This window comes from Spirosoma utsteinense (genome assembly GCF_014282275.1).
Lineage (GTDB): Bacteria > Bacteroidota > Bacteroidia > Cytophagales > Spirosomataceae > Spirosoma > Spirosoma utsteinense.
This window is the reverse complement of sequence record NZ_VFIA01000002.1, coordinates 64,412-89,774: the sequence shown is the minus strand read 5'-3', so window position 1 is coordinate 89,774 and position 25,363 is coordinate 64,412. Positions and strand designations below refer to the sequence as shown.

21 protein-coding genes and 1 pseudogene are annotated in these 25,363 nt (G+C 53.0%); 8 read left to right on the top strand and 14 right to left on the bottom strand.

Annotation, left to right across the window (positions count from 1 at the left end; genetic code table 11):
* Positions 1 to 27: 27 nt before the first annotated feature.
* From FH603_RS01635 to FH603_RS01610, 6 genes and pseudogenes are all read right to left on the bottom strand, one after another.
* Positions 28 to 1,134 carry an IPT/TIG domain-containing protein gene (locus FH603_RS01635; protein ID WP_186735402.1) on the bottom strand — a complete coding sequence of 369 codons (1,107 nt, stop codon included), beginning with the start codon at positions 1,132 to 1,134 and terminating at the stop codon, positions 28 to 30.
* Positions 1,135 to 1,145: 11 nt separating this feature from the next.
* Positions 1,146 to 2,741 (bottom strand): RagB/SusD family nutrient uptake outer membrane protein, encoded by a 1,596-nt coding sequence (locus FH603_RS01630; RefSeq protein ID WP_186735400.1) that lies wholly within the window; start codon positions 2,739 to 2,741, stop codon positions 1,146 to 1,148.
* 15 nt (positions 2,742 to 2,756) lie between these two features.
* Positions 2,757 to 5,996 carry a SusC/RagA family TonB-linked outer membrane protein gene (locus tag FH603_RS01625; protein ID WP_186735398.1) on the bottom strand — a complete coding sequence of 1,080 codons (3,240 nt, stop codon included), beginning with the start codon at positions 5,994 to 5,996 and terminating at the stop codon, positions 2,757 to 2,759.
* Between the two features lie 246 nt (positions 5,997 to 6,242).
* A complete protein-coding gene (locus FH603_RS01620; protein WP_186735396.1) occupies positions 6,243 to 8,063 on the bottom strand; it encodes an ATP-binding protein in 1,821 nt (606 codons plus the stop codon).
* A 10-nt stretch (positions 8,064 to 8,073) separates the two neighbouring features.
* Positions 8,074 to 8,721, bottom strand: coding sequence for a response regulator (locus FH603_RS01615; RefSeq protein WP_186735394.1), 648 nt, complete (start codon positions 8,719 to 8,721; stop codon positions 8,074 to 8,076).
* A gap of 261 nt (positions 8,722 to 8,982) precedes the next feature.
* Positions 8,983 to 10,005 (bottom strand): annotated as a pseudogene (locus tag FH603_RS01610) (glycoside hydrolase family 53 protein).
* Positions 10,006 to 10,369: 364 nt separating this feature from the next.
* Here FH603_RS01610 and FH603_RS01605 point away from each other — a divergent pair.
* Entirely contained in the window at positions 10,370 to 10,507 is a 138-nt protein-coding gene (locus FH603_RS01605) for a hypothetical protein (RefSeq protein WP_186735392.1), read from the top strand.
* On the opposite strand, the gene FH603_RS01600 is transcribed toward FH603_RS01605, so the two are convergent.
* Positions 10,496 to 11,797, bottom strand: coding sequence for an aminopeptidase P N-terminal domain-containing protein (locus FH603_RS01600; protein WP_186735390.1), 1,302 nt, complete (start codon positions 11,795 to 11,797; stop codon positions 10,496 to 10,498). The two genes, FH603_RS01605 and FH603_RS01600, sit on opposite strands and share 12 nt — an antisense overlap.
* A gap of 135 nt (positions 11,798 to 11,932) precedes the next feature.
* Between FH603_RS01600 and FH603_RS01595 the strand changes: the two genes are divergently transcribed.
* A complete protein-coding gene (locus tag FH603_RS01595; protein ID WP_186735387.1) occupies positions 11,933 to 13,546 on the top strand; it encodes a S8 family serine peptidase in 1,614 nt (537 codons plus the stop codon).
* 66 nt (positions 13,547 to 13,612) lie between these two features.
* Positions 13,613 to 13,984, top strand: coding sequence for a DMT family protein (locus FH603_RS01590; RefSeq protein WP_186735385.1), 372 nt, complete (start codon positions 13,613 to 13,615; stop codon positions 13,982 to 13,984).
* 99 nt (positions 13,985 to 14,083) lie between these two features.
* Here FH603_RS01590 and rfaD read toward each other — a convergent pair whose 3' ends face one another.
* Complete coding sequence (gene rfaD, locus FH603_RS01585; RefSeq protein WP_186735383.1) at positions 14,084 to 15,049, bottom strand: ADP-glyceromanno-heptose 6-epimerase; 966 nt, start codon at positions 15,047 to 15,049, stop codon at positions 14,084 to 14,086.
* A gap of 261 nt (positions 15,050 to 15,310) precedes the next feature.
* Between rfaD and FH603_RS01580 the strand changes: the two genes are divergently transcribed.
* Complete coding sequence (locus tag FH603_RS01580) at positions 15,311 to 15,727, top strand: 6-pyruvoyl trahydropterin synthase family protein (RefSeq protein ID WP_186735381.1); 417 nt, start codon at positions 15,311 to 15,313, stop codon at positions 15,725 to 15,727.
* A 7-nt stretch (positions 15,728 to 15,734) separates the two neighbouring features.
* A complete protein-coding gene (gene lpxB, locus FH603_RS01575; RefSeq protein WP_186735379.1) occupies positions 15,735 to 16,859 on the top strand; it encodes a lipid-A-disaccharide synthase in 1,125 nt (374 codons plus the stop codon).
* A 25-nt stretch (positions 16,860 to 16,884) separates the two neighbouring features.
* Here lpxB and FH603_RS01570 read toward each other — a convergent pair whose 3' ends face one another.
* From FH603_RS01570 to hisB, 4 genes are all read right to left on the bottom strand, one after another.
* Positions 16,885 to 17,256, bottom strand: coding sequence for a DUF983 domain-containing protein (locus FH603_RS01570; RefSeq protein WP_186735377.1), 372 nt, complete (start codon positions 17,254 to 17,256; stop codon positions 16,885 to 16,887).
* A gap of 223 nt (positions 17,257 to 17,479) precedes the next feature.
* Complete coding sequence (locus FH603_RS01565; RefSeq protein ID WP_186735374.1) at positions 17,480 to 17,671, bottom strand: hypothetical protein; 192 nt, start codon at positions 17,669 to 17,671, stop codon at positions 17,480 to 17,482.
* A gap of 264 nt (positions 17,672 to 17,935) precedes the next feature.
* Positions 17,936 to 18,508, bottom strand: coding sequence for a 1-acyl-sn-glycerol-3-phosphate acyltransferase (locus tag FH603_RS01560; RefSeq protein WP_186735373.1), 573 nt, complete (start codon positions 18,506 to 18,508; stop codon positions 17,936 to 17,938).
* Between the two features lie 299 nt (positions 18,509 to 18,807).
* On the bottom strand, positions 18,808 to 19,956 hold the full coding sequence (hisB, locus tag FH603_RS01555; RefSeq protein ID WP_186735371.1) for a bifunctional histidinol-phosphatase/imidazoleglycerol-phosphate dehydratase HisB: 1,149 nt from the start codon (positions 19,954 to 19,956) through the stop codon (positions 18,808 to 18,810).
* A 292-nt stretch (positions 19,957 to 20,248) separates the two neighbouring features.
* On the opposite strand from hisB, the gene FH603_RS01550 reads away from it, so the two are divergent.
* Together FH603_RS01550 and FH603_RS01545 are read left to right on the top strand one after the other, a co-directional pair.
* Complete coding sequence (locus FH603_RS01550) at positions 20,249 to 21,280, top strand: NYN domain-containing protein (protein WP_186735369.1); 1,032 nt, start codon at positions 20,249 to 20,251, stop codon at positions 21,278 to 21,280.
* A gap of 1 nt (position 21,281) precedes the next feature.
* The gene (locus FH603_RS01545; protein ID WP_186735367.1) at positions 21,282 to 22,586 is read left to right on the top strand and encodes an anthranilate synthase component I family protein; all 1,305 of its coding nucleotides are present in this window, start codon (positions 21,282 to 21,284) and stop codon (positions 22,584 to 22,586) included.
* A 51-nt stretch (positions 22,587 to 22,637) separates the two neighbouring features.
* Here the strand turns inward: FH603_RS01545 and FH603_RS01540 are convergent, their stop codons facing one another.
* On the bottom strand, positions 22,638 to 23,276 hold the full coding sequence (locus FH603_RS01540; protein ID WP_186735720.1) for a peptidoglycan DD-metalloendopeptidase family protein: 639 nt from the start codon (positions 23,274 to 23,276) through the stop codon (positions 22,638 to 22,640).
* A gap of 186 nt (positions 23,277 to 23,462) precedes the next feature.
* On the opposite strand from FH603_RS01540, the gene FH603_RS01535 reads away from it, so the two are divergent.
* Positions 23,463 to 24,971 (top strand): peptide MFS transporter, encoded by a 1,509-nt coding sequence (locus FH603_RS01535; RefSeq protein ID WP_186735365.1) that lies wholly within the window; start codon positions 23,463 to 23,465, stop codon positions 24,969 to 24,971.
* A 35-nt stretch (positions 24,972 to 25,006) separates the two neighbouring features.
* On the opposite strand, the gene FH603_RS01530 is transcribed toward FH603_RS01535, so the two are convergent.
* Complete coding sequence (locus FH603_RS01530) at positions 25,007 to 25,345, bottom strand: translation initiation factor (RefSeq protein ID WP_186735718.1); 339 nt, start codon at positions 25,343 to 25,345, stop codon at positions 25,007 to 25,009.
* Positions 25,346 to 25,363: the final 18 nt, after the last annotated feature.

Genomic DNA, 25,363 nt, shown 5'->3' with positions numbered 1-25,363 from the left:
GGTATAAAGCAGGCTGTTCGACTACGTTTAATACAACCCGAGGTCGTCTACGTAAATAACCGTCGGTACATTACCGCTGAACTCCTGAATGGTAATGTCGGCCAGGCTGCCGGTAGCGCCCAGTGATGTGAACGGAACGGCATAATCGGTCCAGGTTCCGGCATGCAGCACAATCTGCCGCCCGGCGTCGTAGTTACCGTTCAGTACCAGCTTGACGATCTTTCCTTCGGTGCCGCTGCCGCCATAAATAGAGAACTTGAGGCCGGTAGCGCCAGCCAGCGCAATGGCGGGGCCACCGTTGCTAAGCTGGAACCCACCATAACCGCCCGTGTACTCGTATTTGAGCGACTGAGTACCCCGTTTGGCTGCCCCTTTCGATGGTACTTCCGATGCGCCATTCCAGCCACCCGGCGACCAGCCTGTAGCCAGCGCATCGGTGAAGATTGGAAGCCGGAAACCAAATGGAATGCCATAGGCCACTGTACCGCCCGGTGTCGTCACCGAAATAGCCGCCGTCGAAACAGATGCGGGCACTGTCACCTTCAACTGGGTGGCTGTCTTTTCGGTGATCGTGGCCACTGCTGTCCCAAAACGTACCGCGCTGACATTATCGAAGGTGGTTCCGGTGATGGTAATGACATCACCGGCAACCCCCGCCAGTTGGTCGACTCGGGTAATGACCGGTGCCGGTTGCTGAATGGCGAAGTCGTACTCGACGGTACCACCCTGAGTAACCACCTTTAGCTTGTTGCTGCCAGCAAAGGGGGTCGTTTGTGGGATGGTAAGTACGATAGACGTGTTGGTAACTAGTGCCGGGTTGAAATAGGCGTTGACATCGTTAAAATAAACAGCCGTTACCGTCTGTAAATTCTGGCCGATGATCGCATACAGGGTGCCGGGTTTGCCGAGCGCCGTCGTCGAATCGAACGCAACGGGCGTGGTGCGGGTGGCCGTGTAGGTAGAGTCGAGGTTGTAGGGCGTTTGAAAGGTAGAGATCGAATCTCTACTGATCGTACGAACGCGGCTGATAACCGGCGCGGGTACGACCTCGTCCTTGTCCTGACAGGCGCTGAAACTACCGACGACGGCCAGCAGGCCGCACAGGCTGACGAATTGTTTTATGATGGCTTTCATCTGAACGTTGGTTATTTAAACGTGTATGGAACGGGTGCCTGCGTCAGCAACGGGTTGATCGCCGTTTCGGTTGACGGATACGGGAACCGGAACCGGTCGTTGGTAGGGGTATACCGCTCCGAATAGATCTCAGTTTTGTCGTTGCTGTAGGTGCCGCGCTCCTGCTGGCTGATGATAGCGATGGCTCGGGGGTGCGTGGTGGCGTTGAAGCCATCGATTCGGCCCAGGTCGAACCAGTAGTCGCCTTCGATGGCCAGTTCCAGCCGCCGTTCGCGCAGGATATCGGCCTGTGTGATGGATGCTTTGGGCGACAGACCCGCGCGGGCCCGCACCTGGTTGTAGGCCGTTATGGCGGCTGGTACGCTGGTGCTGGCGGCCCCGGCCAATACGGCTTCAGCCTCGATAAGCAGCACTTCTGCATAGCGCATCAGGTAGGTGTTATTGCCCGCCGACTGCGCGGCTCCCAAACCACCGTTATCAGCCCGGCTTCCTACTACATACTTCTTGATCCCTGCTTTCGTGTTCTGCGCGTTCACATCGGCCGGAACCGTGTAACCGCCACCGGCTGAGTTCAGCTCCGGGTAGACGTCGCCCGCCAGCATGATGGTTGCTTTCCGCCGAACATCGCCCGGCTCTTTGGCAAAGTCGGCCTGCAGGTCGATCGTGGGCCCGACTACGCCATACCCATCGCCGGTACCGGTGATCTGCGAGCTGATAGCAAACGATGCCTGCATGGAATTGCCCCGGCCATATTGTCCGCCACCCACCCATTGCAGGGCGATGATCGACTCTTCATTGTTGTTGTTGGCCGTTCTGAACAGGTCGGTAAATGTCCGCCCGGCCACCTGCGTACCGTACAGTTTGAACTCACCGCTGTTGATGACTTTCTCCGCGTAGGTGCGTGCCTGGGCATAGTCCTGTCTGTACAGGTGCACCTTGGCCAGCATGGCCGAGGCCGAGCCGCTGGACACGTGACCGTTCTCGACCGATGTGCCCGTCCGGATCTTCTTCGTGCAGTTGGCTTCCGCAAATTCCAGGTCCTGAATAATGAACGTGTACACGTCTTCGACCGGGTTCGTGTTGATCTTGGGCGAATAGACGAAGTCCAGCGTATTCTCGATAATAGGGACGTTGCCCCACAGCCGGACCAGGTAGAAATAAGCCATGGCGCGCATTAGCCGGGCCTCGCCAAGGGCGTTGTTCACCACCGTCGGATCGACCGATGCCGGCACCTTGGCGGGCATGTTGTTGATAATGGCGTTGGCCTGCGCCACCACCGAGAACAGCGATTTCCAGCCGTTGGTCAGCTCGTTGTTGTCGGCTGTTACGGAGAAGTTGCTGAAGTTGACAACGTCGCCCGAGTAGGTCCGTGCGTTACCGCCCGACAGCTCCGTAATGGCCCAGAAGGCTTTGTTGTTGAAGTTAAACCAGGGGACATTATAAAGCGCATTGGTACTGGCTTTCACCTGTTCGGCCGTCTGGTAGTAGCTATCCAGCGTGAGCGCATCCTCAGGCGCCCGGTCGAAGAAGGAGTCCTTGCAGCCGGAGACGGTGACGCCAACGGCCGTGAGCAGGACAAGGAGGTATTTATTGGGTGTCGATTTCATGTGTGAGCAACGAAATTAAAATTCAGCATTGATACCGAAGGTGTAGGTGCGTGGCAGCGGATAGCGGCCGTTCTCTACGTTCATTTGCAGCGAGTTCTGGTTGAACGCGCCCACCTCGGGATCGTAGCCCGAGTAGCTGGTGAACGTGTACAGGTTCTGCACGCTGGCATACACTTTCAGGCGGTTCAGTTTAACCCGGCGAACGACCGCGGTTGGTACGTTATAGCCGATGTTCAGGTTCTGAATCCGGGCGTAGGAACCGTCTTCGACAAACCGGTCTGAGATGAACAGATTGGGATTGTCGATACCGCTCTTAGGAGCAGGCACGTCTGTATTGGTGTTGGCCGGCGTCCAGTAGTTACCCGCCGACGTGAACTGGTTGTTGTACAGGTTCGACAGGCCACCAACGGTCCGGCGCGTCAGGTTCAGGATTTTGGCCCCGTACGATCCCTGCAGGAACAGGCTTACATCGAATGATTTGTAGGAGAATGTGTTGGTCAGGCCGAACGTGAACTTGGGGTTCGGGTTGCCGATGATGGTGCGGTCCTGTTCGTTGACAACGCCATCGCCGTTCACGTCTTCATACTGCACGTCGCCCAGCCAGGTACCCGCGCTGGAATTCTGCACGGGCCGGTTGAACTGAACGGGAGCCGTCGAGAGCTGCTCGGCATTCTGGAAGAGCCCTTTCACTTTATAGCCGTAGAACTGCCCGATAGGCTGGCCCACTACCGTCCGGGTTACCGGCACGTTCAGGAAGCCGCTGTACACGCTGTTGATGATCTCGGTGAAGTTCTCCGACAGCTCTTTCACGCTGTTTTTGTACTGCGAGAAAATAAGGGTCGTATTCCAGCGGAAATCGCCTTTTGTGATGTTCTTCGAGGTCAGCGTCAGGTCGATACCCCGGTTTTGCATCTGGCCCAGGTTAACGTACGGCGAGGCAATACCGCCCAGGTAGTTGAAGTCGCCAATCAGGTAAGCAGGCAACGGCAACTGGTAGAGGAAGTTTTTCGACAGTTTGTTATAGACGTCGATGGTAGCGTTGAACCGGCTGCCGAGGAAGGCCAGATCGACTCCCACGTTTACCTGCGTATTGCTTTCCCACTTCAGGTCCGGGTTGGCAATCCGGTCAGTCAGGAAGCCCGTTCCCAGACCGGTTGACGTTGGTGACAGCGACGAACCGTAGAGGTAGTTGGCAATCTGCTGGTTGCCCACCGAACCGTAACCCACCCGGATGCGTACATCGTCGGCTACTTTTTTGACGCCGGCCATGAACGGTTCTTCGATGATCCGCCACGAGGCCGCGAAGGAAGGAAAATAACCCACCTGCCGTCCTTGTGCGAACTTCGATGAGCGGTCGCCCCGGATCGTAGCCGTCAGGCTGTAGCGGTCTTTGAAGGCATAAATAGCGCGGGCGTAGACCGATTCCAGCGACTGACTTCCCTTGAACTCGTTGTTGGTTGCCGTAGCGGCTTCACCGAGATTGAGCGACTTGATATCGTTGCTGTAGAAACCGGCGCGGTAGCCTTCGATGCCATTCCAGCGGGATTGCTGCACCTCATGACCCAGCAGACCAGTTATGTTATGATCGCCCCCGAAGGTGTGGGTGTAGGTAAAGTAGTTCTTCAGGATGTTGAACGTGTTCTTCTGCCACCGCTGGTTCAGCGTAGCCGTGGTGTTCACGAAGCGGCCGAACGAATAGGTCGGTACGAAATAGGTATTGTCGGAGTAGCCAAAATCACCGCCCAGCTCGGTACGGAACGACAGCGAGTTCGAGAACTTGATGTCGGCGTAGAGGTTGCCGTTCAGACCCGTCCGGTTTAGCCGGTTAGTAATGCTCAGTGCCTGCGCAACGGGGTTGATCACACCCGCCGTGGCGTTCGGATCGTTCGGCGGTCCGGCAAACGATCCATCGGGGTTGCGTACCGCTACATCCGGCGACTGGAGCATGGCCAGGTAGATGATGCCGTTGACGTTGTCGTTCAGGGTTACGTTGTCGACCGAGCTGCTGCCGGTCAGGCTGACGCCCATCTTGAACCAGGGTTTCACCTGGCCGTCTACGTTGGTTCGGAACGTATACCGGTTGAAGCCCGAGCCAATGACGATACCGTCCTGTTTCAGGTAACCGCCCGATACGTAATAGTTGATGCCTTCCTTGCCGCCCGATATAGACACCTGGTGGTTCTGCATCACCGCCGACTTGAATACTTCGCGCTGCCAGTCAGTACCTTCGGGCAACAGGCTGGGGTCCGAAAACTCCGCCCGGCGCTGGGTGCCATACACATCGGCAAGGTCGTTCTGTAGTTTGGCATACTGCTGCAGCTTCATCAGACTCAGGTATTTGGACGGCGACTGAATACCAACATACCCGTCGTAAGCGATGCGCGCACTTCCGTTCTTGCCCCGCTTGGTCGTGATGATGATAACGCCGTTGGCCGCCCGGTTACCGTAGATAGCCGTTGCCGATGCATCTTTCAGTACGTCGATCGATTCGATGTCGTTCGGGTTGATCAGCGACAAGGGACTGACACCGCTCTGGCCGCTGCCATTAAAGTTCTGCAACGGCGACCGGCCGCTCGTGCTCTGGTTGTTGGCGTCGCCGGAAATGGGTACGCCGTCGATCACGTACAGCGGTTCGCTGCTACCCGTAAGTGAGGTTACCCCCCGAATCCGCACCGATGTCGAACTACCCGGCTGGCCGGAATTCTGGGTTACTGTCAGACCGGCCGCCCGGCCCTGGAGCAGCTGGTCGACGCTAGGCTGGGGAATGTTGGCGATGTCTTCTGACCGGACGCTTGAAATAGCGCCATTGACATCCTGCCGACGCTGGGTACCATAGCCGATAACGACGACGTCATTCAGGACGTTATCAGCGGCTTTGAGCTTGATATCGAACGACTGGCGGCTCCCGATCGCCACTTCCTGGGTGGTCATGCCGATGTAGGAGACAACCAGCGTCTGCGCACCCGCCGGAACGTTCAGGGTAAACTTACCGTCGGCATCCGTTGTGGTACCAACCTGGGTTCCCTTAACGGAGACCGTTGCGCCCGGCAGCGCACCACCCCGTTCGTCGGAAACGATCCCCCGAATCAGGGCTTTAACATCAGATAGCCGGTTCTCTGCGGCCAGTCTGTCGAGATAGAGGGCCGAAACAACTTCATTTCGGTTGGTCGGGACCCGGTCCGGGCTTTTGTCTGTGGCCGAAGCGACAGACAAATTGCTCACAATAAAGAACCCCGAGAGCATATGTTTAAGCATACGTGTAGAAAAGTAAAGTATTCGATTTGGTCAATAGAAAAGTCAACAGTGAGTCCCGATGGCCAACAGCCGGTAGTGTCTTTCCCTCCAGGCGGGTAGCCACTTGATGGCAGGTTTACGGGTATGTTTGGTCGGTAATGGATCGTTTTTTTTAGCGATTTCGGCTTTTTAGACACCAGCGTCTCTGCCAGGCGCTCTACGCGGTCTGGTTCAATGTAATTCGGCAATGCTTAGGCAGGTTGATTGTCAGGCGGTTGATACAGCCAGCGGTTCATGGGCGGGCGCGGGATCGGCATACACAGGGGGTGTGTCGCCTTTTGTTAACCGCTGCATGGGGAGGGAGATAAGAACAGAGGTTCCTTTTTCGGGTCTGCTCTGCCAGATAACCTGTCCGCCCAGATACGCAATACGCGTTTTAACATTGATGATACCGTTGCCACTATGAAACGTGTTCTCAAAGTCGCCCCCCAGGCCATCGTCCTCCACGCTGATCAGTGCTCGTTCTTCGTCGGTCATGACCTGAACGGTAATGAAGCGGGCATGGGCGTGTTTCAGTGCGTTGTTAAGTAATTCCTGAATGACCCGGTAGATCATGACCGATGCCTCGTCGCCCAGCACGGGCAATTGCCCGTAATGCTCCAGAAACAGGCGGGTTTCATTGACCAGATTCAGTTTCTGAACCAGGTCTTCCAGTGCCGGAATCAACCCGAACATAGAGAGCGCGTAGGGGCGGAGGTCGTTGGAAATAAGCCGGGTTTCAACGCAGGCATCATCCAGAAACTGGTTCAGCGGATCTTTAACCGATAAGGGCAGCAGTTCCTGGTGTGCCTCGACGAATAGTTTGATGCGCGACAATTGAATGCCCAGGCCATCGTGCAGATCACGGGCAATCCGGCTTCGTTCGCCTTCCTGCCCTTCAATCATGGCACGGAGTGATTTCAATTCCAGTTCCTTGATCTGTTGTTGAGCAATGACCGTTTGCTGGTGGGTGATGAGCTTCTGCTGACCCCGCAGCAAAAACAGGGCGATAACGCCAAATACGCTGATGATCAGTACCGCAATCAATACCATGTTCAGGGTATGCTGGTGGCGGTTTTGCTCTTCAATTAGTTTCTTTTTAACCGCCAGTGTGCTGATCCGGTTGTTCAGCTCGTGGAGCCGGATGCTCTTTGTCTGTTCCGAATTGTAAAACTGGTTCGTGAAATCCATGGCTTTCAGCGCGAACACGTAAGCCTGCTGGTAGTTACCCAGGCGGGAATAGCTGTCGGCGGTGTGCTTCGACAATTCCTGCATCATGGTGATGTTCTTCTGGGATTCAGCGATCTCATAGCTCTTTTTATATGACGCGATCGCTTCCTGCGAGCGGTCCCGAAACTGATCGACGATCCCGAGGTAGAAGTGGTTCAGGGCAATGAGCCATTTGGTATCGAGTTTCGTTGCCATCGTCAGGCTCCGGTTGGCAAAATACTGGGCTGAATCAGGTCGTTTCGATCGTAAATACGTCGTGGCCAGTAAGTTGAGCGCATACGCCTGAAAATAGGTTTCGTGGTACTGGCTACACATTTGCTCGGTTTTCCGTAGCTCGGTGATCAGGTTTTTGGCCATAGGCTCCCGCCGTTGCCGCATGTTGGCAATAGCGAGACGACACTCGATCACTTTGGCCATATTCTGGATTCGGGCAAAATACGTAAGGGCTTTGTTCAGGTGCTGCTCGGCGTTGGATTGCAGGAACGGGTCCTGCGAATAGTAATCGCCGATGATCAGGTGCGTGTTGTAATACGCTGTCGAATCGCCCGCCCTCTGCGCATAGTTCAGGCTGTTGAAATAACACCCGATCGAGTGTTTATTATAGCCGTATAATGTCTGGTACATACCCCCTAACCGAACGTATACATCGGCCGCAGCACCGTATTGTTTTGCCTGCAGGAGCGGTTTGATTCGATTTCGCAGACTGTCGATACTCGCCGATTGCCCATACGCCTGCCCGGGCTGAAGCCAGCCGCCAGCCAGTAGCAGGAGGCAGCCAAGCCAGGCGTATTTTCGCAGCAGTAAGCCAGTAGTAAACATGGTAGTCACCCTAATTGATACACTGTAATTCCATTGCCGTTTTGATAAGAAGGGCGGTATTGGACACCCCAAACTTCATGAGCAGACTGCTGCGGTGAAACTCGACGGCTTTGCTGCTGACAAACAACTGGTTTGCCATTTGCTGTGTCGTCAACCCTTCGGCAATCAGCCCGAGCACTTCCGTTTCGCGGGGTGTCAGCGTAGGTCTGACGCCCATCCCGATCGATGTTTTCCGGCTTTTCGGACCCTCGGTCAGCAGTAACTGCAAGATCGTATCGTTGAAGTACTGTTTCCCCTGGTATACCGTTTGAATAGCCTGTAGCAACTCAACTTTTGTCGTGTTTTTAAGCAGGTAACCGTTGGCTCCTTTCTTAACCATTCGTTTGACCAGACTGGCATCGTCGTGCATGGTCAACGCAACGATCTTCGTATCGGGGTGTTGCTGATGGATCTGTTCACATAGTTCGAGTCCATCTTCTACTCTTGGGAACGAGATGTCCAGCAACACCACATCGACATGGTTCAGGGCCAGCTTTTGTTTGACAGAATCGACGTTGTAACACCGTTCAACTACTGCTATATCATCAGCTCCTGAAATAAGTGATGCAATACCCTCAACGAACACGTTGTGGTCGTCGGCAATCAGGACCCGTATCATACGTCAACCAATTGGTTTTCTAACTCCTCTGTCTCTCTCTTACACCAATACATACCTGTAAAATAGAATTTTACTTAGCAAAATTAGGATTAGAATACAACTGAATTAGTAGTGTAAACCCTACCCGTTAAAAATTTAGGATAAACCCTAGCTAGTCTGCTTTTTGGATATGGAACGCATTCCGGGGAGGAATTGTGCGTGCCTGTTAACAACTATATACTTATTGGCTACCCTGTACAATGCAGGTGAGCTTTATGGTATTCATTTGATTAAAAAAGCATCCAGTGCTTTGGTCGGCTTACCGTCGGCCCCCCAGGCACTAAGCCCGTATTTGCTCCAGCTTCGGGCACCCTGAGGCTCCCAATAGATTACGCCTAGGCCTTTTCTGTCAGGAACGGCCTTTACCTGTTTCTGAACGGCGACCAGCATATCGTAGGTGTTCTGAACTTTTGTGTCTTCTCCGCCCACTTCAACAACCATAACCTCTTTGCCATATCGGGCGGCCATATCCTTCATATTCTGGCCTAAGTCAGCGATCGACAGTGTATAATCGGGGTTTCCTTCAAGCCAGTAGGGATAGTACGAGAGGCCGATCACATCGTACCTGGCCTGGTGAACCCGGGCGCTATCGAACCAGGCTCTGAATCGTGCTTTGTTGTTGCCCTAGTCTACGTGCAAAATCACCTTCGAGTTTGGGCTTACGGACTTGATGGCTTCATAGCCTTTGTTGATCAGTTGAGCCAGGCCGGACCAGTTCGACGTACTGCCTTCAGGATAAATCATGCCGCTCGCCGTTTCGTTGCCAATCTGTACCCATTCGGGGGTGATGCCGGCCGTTTTGAGTGCCGTCATGACGTCGGCGGTATAGTCATGGACGTCGGTCAGTAACTGCGGGAAGGTATGCCCTTCCCAGGCGGCTGGCTTTTTCTGCTTTCCCGGATCGGCCCAGGTATCGCTGTAATGAAAATCGATCATGACCCGCATCCCCCATTTCCTGGCGCGAATGGCCATGGCCACCGTTTCCTCTTTGCTGCAATGGCCGCTGGCTTTATCGCTGGATGGGTTCACCCAGGTCCGCAGCCGGATGGTGTTGATACCATGATCTTTAAGGATCTGAAAGCAGTCCTGCTTCACGCCCTTGTCACTGTAAAAGGTGTAACCCGTGGCTTCCATTTGGGGTAGCCAGCTAATGTCGGCCCCTTTGGCAAAGTCCTGAGCGGGTGAAAGGATAGGGAGGAGAGTTACCGTCAGCAGAAAGAGATAGCGAAAAAACAGATTGTTCATAACGTTGATGAGGTGTATTAATCAGAAAATATGGTTTGTATTCAAACGCAAAGCCCCATAGGGGCTCAACAGCGCAGCGTCGGTAGCAACGGTAAATCGTGTCCATCCCCGCCCGTGCCGTAGGTACGAAACAGCGTAGAGTCGGTAGCAACGATGAATCGTGTGCATATTTCCGCCCGTGCCCCGTAGGGGCGTAACAGCGCAGCGTCGGTAGCAACGAACGCAACGATTTCATCCGGTTGCCGTGCCGTAGGTACGGAACAATCTGTGCCGGACCTACGACATGGTAGAATGATCGTCAAAAACATGCTACCGTTGCTACCGACGCTGCGCTGTGCCGTACCTACGGCACGGGTGGGAATATATGCCTTTTCTACCGACGCTCTACCGACGCTGCGCTGTTATGCCCCTACGGGGCGGGCGGGAATATGCACCCGGCCTACCGACTGCGCTGTTGGGTACCTACGGCACGGGTGGAAATGGGCACGAATCACTGCTTTGAATTCATTAATTCTTCGATGGCGTCGGCTTCGACGGGGATATTGGCCATCAGGTCGGTGTTGCCGGATTCGGTGATGACAACATTGTTTTCCAGCCGTATGCCGAGATTTTCCTCGCGGATGTAAATGCCGGGCTCGACTGTAAACACCATACCCGGTTCCATTTTTCGGTATTTGTTCCCCACATCGTGAACGTCGAGACCCAGAAAGTGAGACGTTCCGTGCATGAAGTATTTCTTGTACAAGGGTGCATCGGGGTTTTGGTTGGCTACGGCCGTGCGATCCAGCAGGCCCAGGCCGATCAGCTCCGACTCCATTACCTTACCCACTTCGCGGTGGTACTCGTCCCAGAGGTTACCGGGACGCAGCATTTGTTTGGCCTCGTTCATAACACGCAGGACGGCTTCGTAAACGGCCCGCTGCCGATCGGTGAATCGCCCGCTCACCGGTACCGACCGGGTCATGTCGGCGTTGTAATTGGCGTACTCGGCCCCGATGTCGAGCAGAATCACATCACCGGCCTGGCATTGGGCGCTGTTGTCGATGTAATGCAAGACGCAGGCATTGGCTCCCGATGCGATAATGGGGGTATAGGCGGCTCCCCGCGACCGGTTCCGGATGAACTCGTGCATCATCTCGGCTTCGATCTCGTACTCCCAAACACCCGGCTTAATGAACCCGAGCAACCGCCGGAACATGGTGTCGGTAATGTCGATGGCCGTTTGCAGCAGTGCCATTTCCTGCGGGTGCTTAATGGCCCGCAGGTGATGCATAAGAGGAGCCAGCCGTTCCAGGTGGTGCAACGGATACTGCTGCCGGAAGGTATCGATGTAGCGGGCGTCGCGGGTTTGAACGGCCACGTCGGCGCGGGTGTGCTCGTTGGTGTTGAGGTATACGTACTCCGCTTCGTAAACCATCTGCCCGAGTATCTGCTCAAACTGACTGGTCCAGTAGACCTGCTTCTGCGCAATACCGGTCACCTCTTCCACTTCGGCTTTGGTGAGCTTGTGCCCTTCCCAGATCTCGATCAGTTCGCTGGTTTCGCGCAGAAATAGCACCTCGCGGAATTTTGGGTCGGGGTGATCAGGAAATAGCAGGAGCCGCGTTTCCTCCTGATCGACGCCGGTAAGGTAGAACAGATCGTTGTTTTGCCGGAAAACCATGGTGCCATCAGCATTGGTAGGCATGATGTCGTTGGCGTTGACAACAACCAGCGATTTAGGTTTCAGCAGGGCGGTGAGCCGCTGCCGGTTCTGAACGAAGAGTTGGTTGTCTATGGGGAAATAGCGCATAGCGGGGTTGTTACAGGGCGTTCGTGATTAAGTTTGCAAAGAAAACCAAAAGGCGCAGGAGTTTTTGGGTCTTCCTGCGTTTAACTTCTTAGACGGCTTTACTGAAGCCCGTTTGCAATCGTTTTCTTAACCTCTATGATCGTTCGACTTATTGTTCTGCTCTGCCTGACGTTTGTGTCGGGATACGCTCGACCAGGCGTTGGCCTGCCGACCTCTATCAACGGGGACCCAGCTGCCCGGACCACAAGCCAGCCAGGTGTGGCCCGGCCCAAGTACTGGATTTTACTCGATTCGAAGGATCAATCGACAGCGCCGGCCCTGTCCGCTGCCGCGCTGGCCCGTCGGTATGAGCAGGCCCTGTCCGTCGATGATACAGACCGGCCGGTTTCGGGGGCTTACCTGAAGCAGTTGCAGCAGATAGGCGTGGAGCCCGTTTGTCAGTCACGCTGGCTGAATGCCGTATCGGCCCGGTTGACGACAGAGCAGTATGCTCAGGTATCGACGTTGCCGTTCGTAAAATCGATCGTCACCATCGACCCGGCTATCATTATCACATCGCTTACGCACCCCGCCAAGTCGGATGAAGTCAACCCGATGCTGGCACCGGTCATGACCCAGATACAGGCACCGGACTTTGCGAAGGCGGGCCTGACAGGACGGTTTGTAACCATCGGCGTTATCGATGCCGGGTTTTTCGGTGCCGACTCGGTGAGCGCGCTCAAGCACATTTTTGCCCGGGAGGGTGTCAATCAGGTACGGGATTATGTGAACGACAAGAAGACCCACGGGCAACTCTTCCGAACGCTCGAGACCATGTCTGATTTCCATGGTACCGAAGTGCTGGCGGCCATTGCGGGAAACGATCCCGGCGAGAATGTGCAGTACGGACTGGCTACCGATGCCAAGTTCTACCTGGCCCGTACCGACCAGGGCAACCGCGAGTACCGGGGCGAAGAAGATAACTGGGTAGCAGCCATGGAGTGGATGGATAGCCTGGGTGTTCGGCTTATCAATACCTCGCTGGGGTATGCCAAGGGCATGAGCAATCCCAAAGACAACTACGCGCCGAGCCAGATGGATGGCCACACCAGCCTGATTAGCCGGGCTGCGCAGATTGCCGCAGACAAAAAGGGGATTCTGGTCATTGTATCGGCTGGCAATGAAGGCGAAGATCGCTCGTGGCGCATCATCAGCACCCCCGCCGATGCGCAGGGTGTGCTGGCTATTGGCGCGACTAATTCCAAACTCTGGAACCGTATCGGCTATAGCAGCATCGGCCCCGAGAGTCTGCCTTATCTGAAACCCAATGTTTCGTGTTTTTCGCTGTACGGTACGTCGCTGTCAGCACCGGTGATTACGGGTTTTGCCGCCTGTGTGATGCAGGCTAACCCGAAGCTAACCAACAAGGAGGTTATGGAACTCATCGAAAAATCATCGCACCTCTATCCCTACGGAAATAATTACGTCGGCTATGGCGTACCCCAGGCGTCACGGGCAATTGCGTTGCTCAAAAACCAGCCCATGCCCGCTACGTCCCGGTTGGTAAAAGCACCCGGCAAGACGGTCACTGTCCCGGTTACCACACCGGAAACGACGGCTTCGATCTTTCACAAGAAAGACGCAACCCACGTCATCCAGCAGGAAGCCGCCAAGGTCACCAATGGCCAGCTGACACTGCGCCGGGCGACGGGCGAAAAACAGACGACCATCGACCTGAAGCAGGAAGTTATCGAGGTCATTTGGGAGTAGGGAACATCCCTCGCCGGACCGCCCCGGCGTTCCGGTGAGGGCATTATAACCAACACGTATCGTTCCATGAAAGCCCTGTATTGCATTTTACTGCTCACGTTATCGAATGTCTTCATGACCCTGGCCTGGTACGGCCATCTCCAGCTAAAGCAATTTCCCATGCTGGCGAAACTCTCCATTTTTGGTATCATTATGCTGAGCTGGGGACTGGCATTTTTCGAGTACATCTTTCAGGTGCCAGCCAACCGGCTCGGGTCCGAGGAGACAGGTGGCCCGTTTTCACTATTCCAGCTAAAAACGATTCAGGAGGCCGTTTCGCTGACGGTTTTCACCCTTATCACCGTCTTTATCTTTAAAACCGACAAACTCGCATGGAATCACCTGGTTGGGTTTGTGTTTCTGGTGATTGCGGTATTTTTCATCTTTAAAAAGTGGTAACGCAAAACACCACTACCGGTTGATCGGCTAGTGGTGCAGACTGATATCGAAACAGCAGAAAGGTAGATCGGGCTTTGTCGCTTGCTTACCTACAACGCCCTACAAATACTTACTCTCTTTGAGGTAGTTGCCTACATAATCGGCAATACCTTCTTCCAGCGTATGGAAGGGACGTTCGTAGCCGATAGAGCGAAGCTTGGCCATGTTAGCCTGGGTGAAATACTGGTATTTGTCGCGGATGTCGGCGGGGGTATCGACGAAGCTGATGGTGGGATCGAGACCCAGGGCGTGGAACGTATTCGTGGCCAGATCGTGGAAGGTACGGGCTTTGCCGCTACCGAGGTTATAGATACCCGAATGGCGACGGTGGTGCATCAGGAACGAACAAACTTCAACTACATCTTTCACGTAAACGAAGTCACGCATCTGCTCGCCATCGGCAAAATCAGGATTGTGTGAGCGGAACAGCTTCATTTCGCCCGCATTACAGATCTGTTTGTGGGCATGGAAAATCACCGATGCCATCCGGCCTTTGTGGTATTCATTAGGCCCATATACGTTGAAGAACTTCAGACCCGCCCAGAAGAACGGCTTGCGTTCCTGCTCCAGTGCCCAGATATCGAATTCATTTTTGGAGTCGCCGTAAGGGTTGAGTGGTTTCAGCTGCGGAATGATCGACTCGTTATCGTCGTAGCCAAACTCACCCAGTCCATAGGTCGCAGCCGAGGAAGCATAGACAAGCGGAATCTGGTATTCGATACAGCGATTCCAGATCTGTTTGGAATATTCGACGTTCAGATGCTCAAAAATATGCCGGTCAAACTCAGTGGTATCTGTCCGGGCACCAATATGAAAAATGAATTCAACCTCCTGATTATTCTGATCGAGCCAGTCGAAAAAGACTTCACGGTCTACCCGTTCCTGGATACGCTTACCGGCTAGATTCGCTTCTTTCTCTGGATGCGAGAAATCATCGACAGCAATGATAAAATTGAAGTTTTCCTGATTCAGTTTCCCAATCAGGCAACTCCCTATGAAACCAGCGGCTCCCGTGACAATGATCATAAACTGGTGGTCGTAAACGTGTTTCCTGAATAATTTGGATGCTATGCGAGCTATACCTGGCGAAATTGGCTGTAAAGTTAAAGGATTTAAAGCTACAAATTGACTAGGGTTTTTCGGGATTAAATTGTGTTATTCTTAGAATAGATAGGGCCGTTAGTTGTAGGTTCAACCACAACTTTTTATACCGTCTTAACAGTTTGTACCTTTGTCTTTTCATGTTGACACCGGCGTTTCTGGCAACCGCCATTCTAAACCAGAGAAATGGTATATATCAATAGAATCGAGCATTTCAATGCGGCTCACAGGCTCTATAATCCGGCTTGGACCGATGAGCGCAACAAGGAAGTTTTTGGTCCCTGTGCCAACGCAAACTGGCATGGACATAATTTTGAGTTGATCGTCACGGTCAAGGGAGAGCCTAATCCCGACACCGGCTTCGTCATTGACCTGAAACTGCTGGGCGACATCGTCAAGCGTGAAGTCATTGAGAAGGTCGATCATAAAAACCTGAATCTCGACGTAGATTTCATGCAGGGTAAAATGGCGAGCTGCGAGATTTTTATCATGGAAATCTGGAAAATCATCGAACGCGCCCTGGCCCCTGTTACCGAAGCCCACCTGCATCAGCTTCGTCTCTACGAGACACCGAAAAATTTTGTCGATTATTTCGGCGAATGACCGGACTATGACCTACTACCTCATTGCCGGTGAGCGTTCCGGAGACCTGCACGGCGCCAACCTAATCCGAGCTATCCATCAGCATGATCCCGACGCTCATTGTCGGGCCTATGGTGGCGAGCAGATGGAAGCGGCCGGATCTGTACTGGTTCGCCATTATCGCCAGATGGCATTTATGGGGTTTCTGGAGGTAGCTAAAAATCTGGGTACTATTCGCCGGATCATGCGCGAGTGCCAGGCCGATTTGCTCGCCCATCGTCCCGACGTATTGATCCTGATCGACTATGCGGGGTTCAACCTGCGCATGGCTCGTTTTGCCAAGAAGCACGGTATCCGGGTCTTTTATTACATCTCTCCTAAAGTATGGGCCTGGAATCCCGGTCGGGCGCGCAATATCAAGGCGAGTGTAGACCGATTGTTTACTATTCTACCGTTCGAAACGGCTTTTTTCGCCAACTACGGTTATGAGGTCGAGTATGTTGGGAATCCACTTCTGGATGCTCTTGCCGACTTTCATCCCGATCCTGATTTTCGGCAGAAACTTGGTCTGGATCAGTCACCCGTTATTGCGCTGCTACCGGGTAGCCGTCGTCAGGAAATCACGGCTATGCTTCCTGTTATGCTGGCCGCAACACGTTCGTTTCCAGCCTGTCAGTTTGTGGTTGGTACGGTAAGTAATCTGCCGGAAACACTATATGATGACCTTATGGCGGCCTATCCCGCTGTACGACGTGTCGGCGATTCGGCCTATGACCTGCTTCATGTGGCTACGGCAGCTCTTGTCACATCAGGAACGGCTACGCTGGAAACGGGCTTGTTCAAGGTGCCACAGGTCGTGTGTTACAAAACGGCCCGGTGGTGGTATGAAATCGGCAAGCGTATTCTGACGGTGCCGTTTCTGTCGCTGGTGAACCTGATCGCCGACCGATCGGTAGTACCTGAACTTATTTACGACTGCACACCGGATCGGGTTTCGGCTGAACTGCAGGCAATTTTACCAGGAGGCCCCAATCGGAATGCGCAACTGGCGGGTTACGATGAAGTCCGCCAGAAAATGGGTGAACCAGGTGCGTCGGGAAGGGCCGGCCGGGCGATGGTAACGGCGCTGCAGGCAATGCTGAAAACGCCTTAAGCAGCCGGTGTGGCTCAACCTATACTTAAATTTTAGTCGGGTCAGGGGCCACAAATATATTCAGCCAGGTGCGTCGCGCCAGCCGGAAGAAGTAAGGTGTCAACAGGATCAATGTAGGAACCAGTCCGATCAGGTAATACGTCAGATCGACTTTCAGCCAGTTTACCACAACGAAAAACGTGAGCAGGATATAAACCGTGTAAAGGGCGTAGCTGACGAACATGGAGGCCCAATAAAAACCGGGTTCGGGCATATAATTCAGATTACAATGCGGGCAACGATCATGCATCTTGTCGAATCCCCGGCTAAACGCACCTTTTGTAATGAAGAAGTCGCCTTGCAGGCAGCGTGGGCATTTGTTAAACAGAATGCTGGTTACTTTATTTCCAGTCGACATAACGTTTGAGGAGTTAGACGTGCCTTCATCACCGGTTCGGTGAAGATAACAGGCAGTATGAATCCAACAAAATTGTCGGCTCTGGGTTTATGAAACTTCCCTTTCTCACCTGGTCAAACTTCACTCCCGACGGATGATGCCGGTAGCTTCCCACTCCTTGAGCCAATCTTTTTTTCCTTGGACCTGCGAGGAAAATGCGTAAGAGTAGCTGTAAGTGTGATTGCTAATCCCGACGCTCCGTCTCCAGCTTCTGTTTGCGGAAGCGTAAACTTTTCAGCATTAACTCATTAGCCGTGGATGGGCTTTCCTGCTGTTGCTCAGTAACCTTTTCAATAGCCTGCTCAATCTCATAAACCTGACTGGTTGAGCGGTTATCTACTCTCTTTTTGATATCATCCAGGAGCATATCGTTCAAAAGGTTATGGTTAGTTCAACAATTCCTTTGTTAAAACCAGACCGGTCTGTACCTAACCATGTCTGCCAGTAAGTTAACAATTCTTTTGCCTTGTCAGATTCGCCCATGAGCAGAAAATAAGCATCGACACCATAGGTCTGTTGAGCTTTATTCGCAAAGAAAGGTTCGAAAAGCGGCTTGTTGATGCGTAGAGCTACATCATCAGTTAATAAATTTATTCCCTCGCTGGTCGAATCGGTAGGTCATAGTCGTTCTATTAAGCGCTCAGTCCCGACGGATGATGCCGGTAGCTTCCCACTCCTTGAGCCAGTCTTTTTTTACCCCCTGGACCTGCGAGAAGAATGCGTAAAATGGCTTCATGTCCTGCTCGTAATCGCCGGTAACATAAAGTGGTTCGCTAAGGAGAACGAGTTTGCGAGGCCAGTCGAAGCCGGTCAGGATGAGGGGAACGCCGGATTTAAGCGCAATGTAGTAAAATCCAGTTTTTAGCTTCCTGACGTTGGCTCGGGTGCCTTCGGGAGCGATACAGATGTGAAGTTGCTCACTCTGATTGAAAACGTCGACAGTGGCGTCGACCAGGTTGTGCGATTTATCGCGGTAAACAGGTTTACCACCCAGCGCTCTGAACAACCAACCGGAATACCAGGTAAAGAGAGAGCTTTTCGCCAGAAACTGAATCCAGATATGGATAGTTGGGCGGATACCCAAACCAATGGGGAAGTCCCAATTGGTGGAATGGGGAGCAACGACCCAAATACTTTTCGGCACGGTCGGCACCGGGCCGACAATTCGCCAGCCCCACAATTTAAACAGCCAGCGGGTGAGGGCACCGAGCATAGATACAGCAAACAGTTGCAGTGAGCAGCTTCATAAGACGTTAACCACGCAGACTAACTGGCAGCTGCTCACTGATGACTGTCTATTGGATTAATATTTCCGGTCTTTACGTTCCAGCCATTTACCGGTGACGAATGCGGATACCAGCAGAACGGCGTAGAACAGGAGCGTTAATGGGGTTGATAAATCCATGATATAAGCGGTTGAAATCGGGTGCAAAAATACGAGAGACGTCGGATAATAGACGCTGAACAGCAGACTTTTGTTTTGACAGCTTCCTTGCAGGCGTAAGAAAGACGTTATAGAACGCCCTTTGTGCTTGGCATGTTGTCTAACTGGTTGATATCGCGCCGAACAGCCATTTTGATGGCTTTGGCAAACGCTTTGAAAATAGCCTCGATTTTGTGGTGTTCATTGTCACCTTCCACTTTCACATTCAAATTACACAGCGCTGTGTCGGCGAATGATTTGAAAAAATGAAAGAACATTTCCGTAGGCATATCGCCAATCTTCTCTCGTTTGAAGTCGGCATCCCACACTAACCAGGGGCGCCCCGAAAAGTCGATGGCTACCTGAGCCAGCGCTTCGTCCATTGGCAGCAAAAAGCCGTAACGGCTGATACCCCGTTTGTCGCCAAGCGCCTGGCGGTAGGCTTCTCCGAGGGCCAGCGCCGTATCCTCAATAGTGTGGTGCTCATCGATATGAAGATCACCCTGGACATGAATGCGTAGGTCGGCTCCGGAATGCTTGGCCACCTGGTCGAGCATATGATCGAAAAAGCCAAGCCCTGTATGCATAGCAGCCTGGCCGGTACCGTCGAGGTTCAGGTCGACACGAATCTGCGTTTCTTTTGTATTACGGTCAACCGTGGCTGTTCGGGCGGGTAAGCGCAGGAACTCATAAATTTTGTCCCAGTCACCGGTCGTGAATACGATGGCGTCGCGCATGGCATCGGTCAGGCCAGACACATCGGCTGTCTGAACTGTTTCCAGGCCGTTGGGAGGCAGGAACAATATGGCTTTTGCGCCCAGGTTAACGGCTAGCTGAACGTCGGTCAGTCGGTCGCCAATGACATAACTGTTAGCCAGATCGAAGTCATTGGAGAGGTACTGGGTCAGCATGCCGATACCGGGTTTGCGGGTAGGAGCGTTGTCGCGGGGGAAATGGCGATCAATATGAACACCGGCAAACCGGATGTTCTCACCGGCCAGTGTGGTCATCATTTTGTTGTGGGCTGGCCAGAAGGTATCTTCAGGAAATGAATCGGTACCGAGGCCGTCCTGATTGGTAACCATAATCAAGCCATAGTTCGTTTCTTCGGCAATTCGGCGCATAGCCGAGATTGCTTTCGGAATGAAATCGAGTTTGGCTAACGAATCAACCTGCTGATCGGGCTGCGGCTCGGCAATGAGCGTCCCGTCGCGGTCGATAAACAAAAGTTTTTGCATAATAGGGCCTTAGTAAGCCGACAAAGATACGGCCCTGACGCGTTGCAAACGAAAATGTACTACTTTTGCACTGTAGTTCTTTATACCTGTTTATACCTTCTATTCTATCCATAGCAATCGTTCTTAGCGTTATTAGTTGCTTCCTACTGTTTTTAACTATAGACCCGAGACAGGCCTCCCTGAATCAGATTTTTTGAGCAGCCTAATTTCTATTGAACTAACCCAATAGCGGTAAAGAACCGTTTTACTGAATTACCTGGTAGTCATACAGTTTAAATCGTATAGTTAAAACATGCCAACATCATCTTCCAGATTGACCCGTATTGGGGTTTTTTATGACGGTAACTATTTCTTACACGTAAGCAACTACTACAATTATTCCCACGAACGACGCAGTCGGATCAGCATTTCGGGACTTCATGCATTTATACGGCGGCAGGTAGCCGAGGAGGAGGGGGTCAACGAACGTCTTTGCCAGATTGTGGATGCCCATTATTTCCGGGGTCGCTTAAACGCCCACGAAGCAAATCAACGGGGTAATCAACTGTTCTACGATCGGTTGTTCGATGATATTCTTATGTCGGAAGGCGTAGTGACCCACTACCTTCCCGTGAAAACATACCAGGGTTACCGACAGGAAAAAGGCATTGATGTATGGCTGGCTCTGGAAGCGTTCGAACTGGCTCAGTATAAGAAATTCGACGTTGTCGTACTTATTACGTCCGATGGTGACTATGTGCCATTGATCCGCAAATTAAATACTATTGGCTCGCGAATCATGGTCCTGAGCTGGGATTTTGAATTCCAGAACGAACAGGGTGAAAAGCAGGTAACCCGTACCTCACAGGATCTCCTGGAAGAGGTATCGTATCCGGTAGCGATGCATGAATTGATCGATAACCGGACGCGCAAAAGTGATCTGGTTATTCAGAACCTGTTCGTAAAACAGGCACAGGCACGTCCCACCTTCACGGCGGCTACCCCCACCACGGGTGGGGCCTACGGGAATGGGAACAGCTTTGGTAATCTTACAAATGGCAGCGCCTACAGTGGTTATCAGGAGTCAGACGAACCTAACTATAACGTAGCCGATGGCGTCATTGTCGACGATGACCCCGAAGGACGCAAAATCAGTACCATTCGCAGCCTGAAAACGGGCTATGGATTCGTCAATTACCCGCCCAACAACCTGTTTTTCCATTACACCAGCCTGATCGATACAGACTTCAATGAGCTACAGGTCGACGACGAAATCGAATTTACCATCGGGCAAAATGCGGAGGGTAAAGACATCGCTGTCGATGTTCAGTTAGTTCGTCCGTAGTATGAACGAAGCTCGCGTGGCCGTTGCCGACGGGTTAGCATTTCGGTGGCAGACACTGGCCTGGGCTACGACCCGGCAAGCCCATGACGATGGGTTTGTGCTGTTTCTGACCAATAATGGAATCGATTACCCCAGTGACCCGTTTCCCAACCGGCTGTTTGTCGGTGCGAAGCGGGTCATTTCGTTGTCAGAGCCGGATGCGTTTCAGAGTCTGTATAAGGCTCATCTGGAAAACCCCTCATACCTGGCAGGCTATTTTGGCTATGATCTGAAAAACCAACTCGAAAACCTGACGAGCCGCCACCCTAATCGGCTGGGCTTCCCGGACGCCTGTTTTGTGGAACCGGAATGGGTAATCGATTTTGACGGTCATGAAATCATCGTGCGGGGCGAGGGCGATGTAGACGCGCTGATGGAGGAAGTCAAAGCCTTCTGTGCTTTCCCTCTCCCGCAGCGTCAGACAGCGGGGAAGGGAAAGCTCCCAATTCAATGCCGCGTTACTCCTGCTGAATACATGGACAACGTCCGGACAATTCAGCAACACATCCTGGCTGGTGATGTCTACGAATTGAACTACTGCATTGAATTTCTGGTAGAAGCGGCTGATCTTGATCCGCTGGAGACGTACCGGGCCCTCAACGATCGGTCGCCGATGCCATTTTCGAGTTTTATGAAAGTGAACAACCGCTACGTGGTTGGTGCATCGCCGGAGCGTTTTCTTCGCAAGCAAGGGCAACAGATTCTGTCCCAGCCGATCAAAGGGACCATCCGGCGCGGTCATACCCCGATCGAAGATGAGCAGCTGCGGCTACAACTGCTTCATTCTGAAAAAGAACGGGCCGAAAACCTGATGATCGTTGATCTGGTCCGTAACGATCTGGCCCGCTCAGCCGAAACGGGTTCGGTACAGGTAAATGAGCTGTTTGGCATCTACGGGTTTGAGCATGTATTTCAGATGATCTCGACGGTATCGGCCACGCTGCGTAACGAGATCTCCTGGGCCGAGGGGCTCCGAAACGCGTTTCCGATGGGCAGTATGACGGGTGCCCCCAAAATACGGGCAATGGAATTAATCGACCAGCTGGAGGTAAGCCGCCGGGGTATTTATTCCGGTGCCCTCGGTTTTATCACACCCAAGGGCGATTTTGATTTCAGCGTGGTTATTCGCTCCCTGCTGTATGATGCTCCAGGCCGGTATGCCTCTTTTTCGGTTGGCAGCGCTATCACCTATGAGGCCGACCCGGCACAGGAATGGGAAGAGTGCCTGCTGAAGGCACGGGCTATTCGGGAGGTGCTGGAGGGATAGCCTGCGAATGCCATTACTCGAAACAATGGCATTCGCAGGCTATCTTTAAACTCAGTAAGGTATGTCCAGTAACTGGTTCGGGTCAGGGCAGATGGCCAGAAACCGTTCGCGGTCTGCCAGTGAACAGACACCGGGAAAGTCACCCCGACGCCCCAGCATATCGGTTATCAGTTGAAAATGCAGGTGTGGAGGCCAGTCACCGTTCTCGGGATATGGGCCAATTTCGGCCAGTTTTTCGCCCGCCTGAAATGACTTGCCTTCGTATAAGCCTATAAGCGACTGGCGGCTCAGATGACCGTAGAGACTATAAAGCGGCCCATTGGCTGTGGTATGTTCCAGAATGATGGTTGGACCATAGTCGCCGAAGTTCGCGTTGTCCTGAAAGCTATGGACCCTACCGGCCAACGGAGCGAAGACAGGCGTTCCCGCATCTGTCCACAAGTCGATACCAAGGTGAATTTCACGGGGTTCTGCCTCTTCACCTTTGAAATGTGTGCTTCGCCGGTAGATAATGCGGTGTTCATTATAACCGCCAACGCCCATGGTGGTACCGGCCGACCGGAGTTGACCGAATACATAGTCGGTGAACGCTGCGGTGTCGGTCAGATTTACGGTCGACAGATCCGGATTAGTGGCCGAAAAGTCAAGCACCAGATACGGGTCATGCTGGAAGTCGAAGGGCAGGATCATCATTGGTTCTAGCGAAAACGGGGCAAACGGTTTTGGCAAAGGTCGTACAGATTAATTGAAAAAGGCACCTGTGGGGTACGGATTGGCTCAGTTGCCGGTTTCAACAACCCGAGGTATATTTACGACTATTTTATTCGTCAATAAACTACATAATTTGGTCACGTGACCAATTCTTAATCCAACTGCATGGAATCAGCTGTTCGTCCACCCGTTCATCAGGCTACGCTCTTAGGCCACCCGGTAGGGCTTTTCGTTCTGTTTTTTACCGAGATGTGGGAGCGGTTCAGCTACTACGGGATGCGGGCCATTCTGTTGTTATTCCTGCTCGACAATGTTCGGGGTGGTATGGGCCTGAACGAAGCTGAGGGGGCGGCTATTTATGGTATCTATACCGCATCGGTATATCTGCTCTCGTTGCCTGGCGGCTGGATAGCCGATAATCTGCTGGGTCAGCGAAAGTCCATCTGGTATGGTGGCATCATCATTATGCTGGGACATATAATCCTGGCTTTCCCAGCCGGCCCCGGGCTGTTCTATGCAGGACTATGTACGGTAGCCATGGGTACGGGTTTGCTGAAACCCAACATCAGCAGCGTCGTTGGCGAACTATACCCCGAAGGCGGTGCCCGTAAAGACACAGCTTTCTCGATCTTCTACATGGGTATCAACACCGGCTCATTGCTGGGTATCTCTATTGTAGGCTATCTGGGTCAGAAAGTCGGCTGGCATTATGGGTTTGGAGCGGCTGCCGTAGCCATGGCGCTTGGCCTGGTTACCTACCGGTTATTCGCTCAACGGTATCTGGGCGATTACGGTAAGTTCGTGGCTCAGCCCGAGCAGGCTGATGGCGAAAAATCATCTACTGGTAACCGGTCGCTGCTGGTTTTTCTTACCGTAATCGCCGTTTTGCTGGCTGGTTTGCAATTCACGGGCGTCCTGGACCTGACTACGGCCCAGGGGCTGGCCCGGGCCATGGGCACCGTTATATCGCTCATTGCCGTCAGTTATTTTACGTATATACTGATTGCCGGTGGACTGGATGCTACCGAGAAAAAACGGGTCGTTGTCCTGTTTGTTTTCTTTCTGGCCGCAGCTTTGTATTGGGCGGGTAATGAGCAGCAGGGGTCATCGCTGCAAATTTTTGCTGACCGCTATACCGACCTGAATGTGTTTGGCTGGCAGATGCCGTCGAGCTGGTTTCAAAATTTGAACCCGGCCTTTATTCTGATCTTTTCGCCGGTGCTGGCCGGTTTCTGGGTTTTTCTGGCTAATAAGCATATCAACTTTTCAGTACCAGCCAAATTCGCGGTGTCCCTGCTGTTGCTGGGGATTGCGTACATCATCATGGTATTTGCCGCCAATGTGGCCCTGACCGGTGAACGGACCACGCCCTTGTTCTTAGGCTCTACGTATCTGTTCTTTACCCTCGCTGAACTGTTTCTGAGTCCGGTTGGCCTGAGTGCGTTCTCCAAGCTTTCGCCCAAACGGTATACCAGTCAGTTGATGGGTCTCTGGTTTGTGGGCTCGTCGCTGGGCAACCTGATTGCCGGGCTGTTTGCCGGTGGGTTCGATGAAGAGAACGTTCAGCAAATGCCGGGCATGTTTCAGAGCGTGGCCATTTTCGCGCTGGCAGCCGGTCTGGTGCTGCTGATCTTCTCTAAGCCGCTGAAGAAATGGATGGGTGGAATTGACTGAAAGATGAATGATCCCAGACGAAAGTACATCCACCGTCAACCACCGGCTTTTTTTGCGCCATACCCTTTGCCGGTGAGCCATGCCAGTACTTTGTCGCGGTGGTCGCCCTGAATAAGAATTTCTTCGTCTTTGACCGAGCCGCCTGCCCCACAGGCGGCTTTCAGTTGTTTGCCCAGATCAGACAAATCACCATCAGTACCGATGAATCCACGAACGGTTGTGACAACTTTGTTGCCGCCCAGTTTCACCAGCCAAATCTTCAGGTCCTGTTTGGCAGGGGGCAGGGTTTCGGGTTGTGGCTGCTCGTTGGATTGATACTTAAAGTTAGGGTCGGTGGAGTACACGACCCCGCTGATACGGCCTTTTTTGCTCATGTTTCTGGCTGGTTCCTG

What these genes read in the sequence shown, in the direction of transcription:
- FH603_RS01530 (WP_186735718.1), bottom strand. Translation starts at nt 25,345, where the DNA reads ATGAGCAAAAAAGGCCGTATCAGCGGGGTCGTGTACTCCACCGACCCT.
- FH603_RS01570 (WP_186735377.1), bottom strand. Translation starts at nt 17,256, where the DNA reads ATGTCGACTGGAAATAAAGTAACCAGCATTCTGTTTAACAAATGCCCA.
- FH603_RS01625 (WP_186735398.1), bottom strand. Translation starts at nt 5,996, where the DNA reads ATGCTTAAACATATGCTCTCGGGGTTCTTTATTGTGAGCAATTTGTCT.
- lpxB (WP_186735379.1), top strand. Translation starts at nt 15,735, where the DNA reads ATGACCTACTACCTCATTGCCGGTGAGCGTTCCGGAGACCTGCACGGC.
- FH603_RS01550 (WP_186735369.1), top strand. Translation starts at nt 20,249, where the DNA reads ATGCCAACATCATCTTCCAGATTGACCCGTATTGGGGTTTTTTATGAC.
- FH603_RS01600 (WP_186735390.1), bottom strand. Translation starts at nt 11,797, where the DNA reads ATGCGCTATTTCCCCATAGACAACCAACTCTTCGTTCAGAACCGGCAG.
- rfaD (WP_186735383.1), bottom strand. Translation starts at nt 15,049, where the DNA reads ATGATCATTGTCACGGGAGCCGCTGGTTTCATAGGGAGTTGCCTGATT.
- FH603_RS01605 (WP_186735392.1), top strand. Translation starts at nt 10,370, where the DNA reads ATGCCTTTTCTACCGACGCTCTACCGACGCTGCGCTGTTATGCCCCTA.
- FH603_RS01595 (WP_186735387.1), top strand. Translation starts at nt 11,933, where the DNA reads ATGATCGTTCGACTTATTGTTCTGCTCTGCCTGACGTTTGTGTCGGGA.
- FH603_RS01560 (WP_186735373.1), bottom strand. Translation starts at nt 18,508, where the DNA reads ATGCTCGGTGCCCTCACCCGCTGGCTGTTTAAATTGTGGGGCTGGCGA.
- FH603_RS01545 (WP_186735367.1), top strand. Translation starts at nt 21,282, where the DNA reads ATGAACGAAGCTCGCGTGGCCGTTGCCGACGGGTTAGCATTTCGGTGG.
- FH603_RS01615 (WP_186735394.1), bottom strand. Translation starts at nt 8,721, where the DNA reads ATGATACGGGTCCTGATTGCCGACGACCACAACGTGTTCGTTGAGGGT.
- FH603_RS01580 (WP_186735381.1), top strand. Translation starts at nt 15,311, where the DNA reads ATGGTATATATCAATAGAATCGAGCATTTCAATGCGGCTCACAGGCTC.
- hisB (WP_186735371.1), bottom strand. Translation starts at nt 19,956, where the DNA reads ATGCAAAAACTTTTGTTTATCGACCGCGACGGGACGCTCATTGCCGAG.
- FH603_RS01620 (WP_186735396.1), bottom strand. Translation starts at nt 8,063, where the DNA reads ATGTTTACTACTGGCTTACTGCTGCGAAAATACGCCTGGCTTGGCTGC.
- FH603_RS01635 (WP_186735402.1), bottom strand. Translation starts at nt 1,134, where the DNA reads ATGAAAGCCATCATAAAACAATTCGTCAGCCTGTGCGGCCTGCTGGCC.
- FH603_RS01540 (WP_186735720.1), bottom strand. Translation starts at nt 23,276, where the DNA reads ATGATCCTGCCCTTCGACTTCCAGCATGACCCGTATCTGGTGCTTGAC.
- FH603_RS01630 (WP_186735400.1), bottom strand. Translation starts at nt 2,741, where the DNA reads ATGAAATCGACACCCAATAAATACCTCCTTGTCCTGCTCACGGCCGTT.
- FH603_RS01590 (WP_186735385.1), top strand. Translation starts at nt 13,613, where the DNA reads ATGAAAGCCCTGTATTGCATTTTACTGCTCACGTTATCGAATGTCTTC.
- FH603_RS01535 (WP_186735365.1), top strand. Translation starts at nt 23,463, where the DNA reads ATGGAATCAGCTGTTCGTCCACCCGTTCATCAGGCTACGCTCTTAGGC.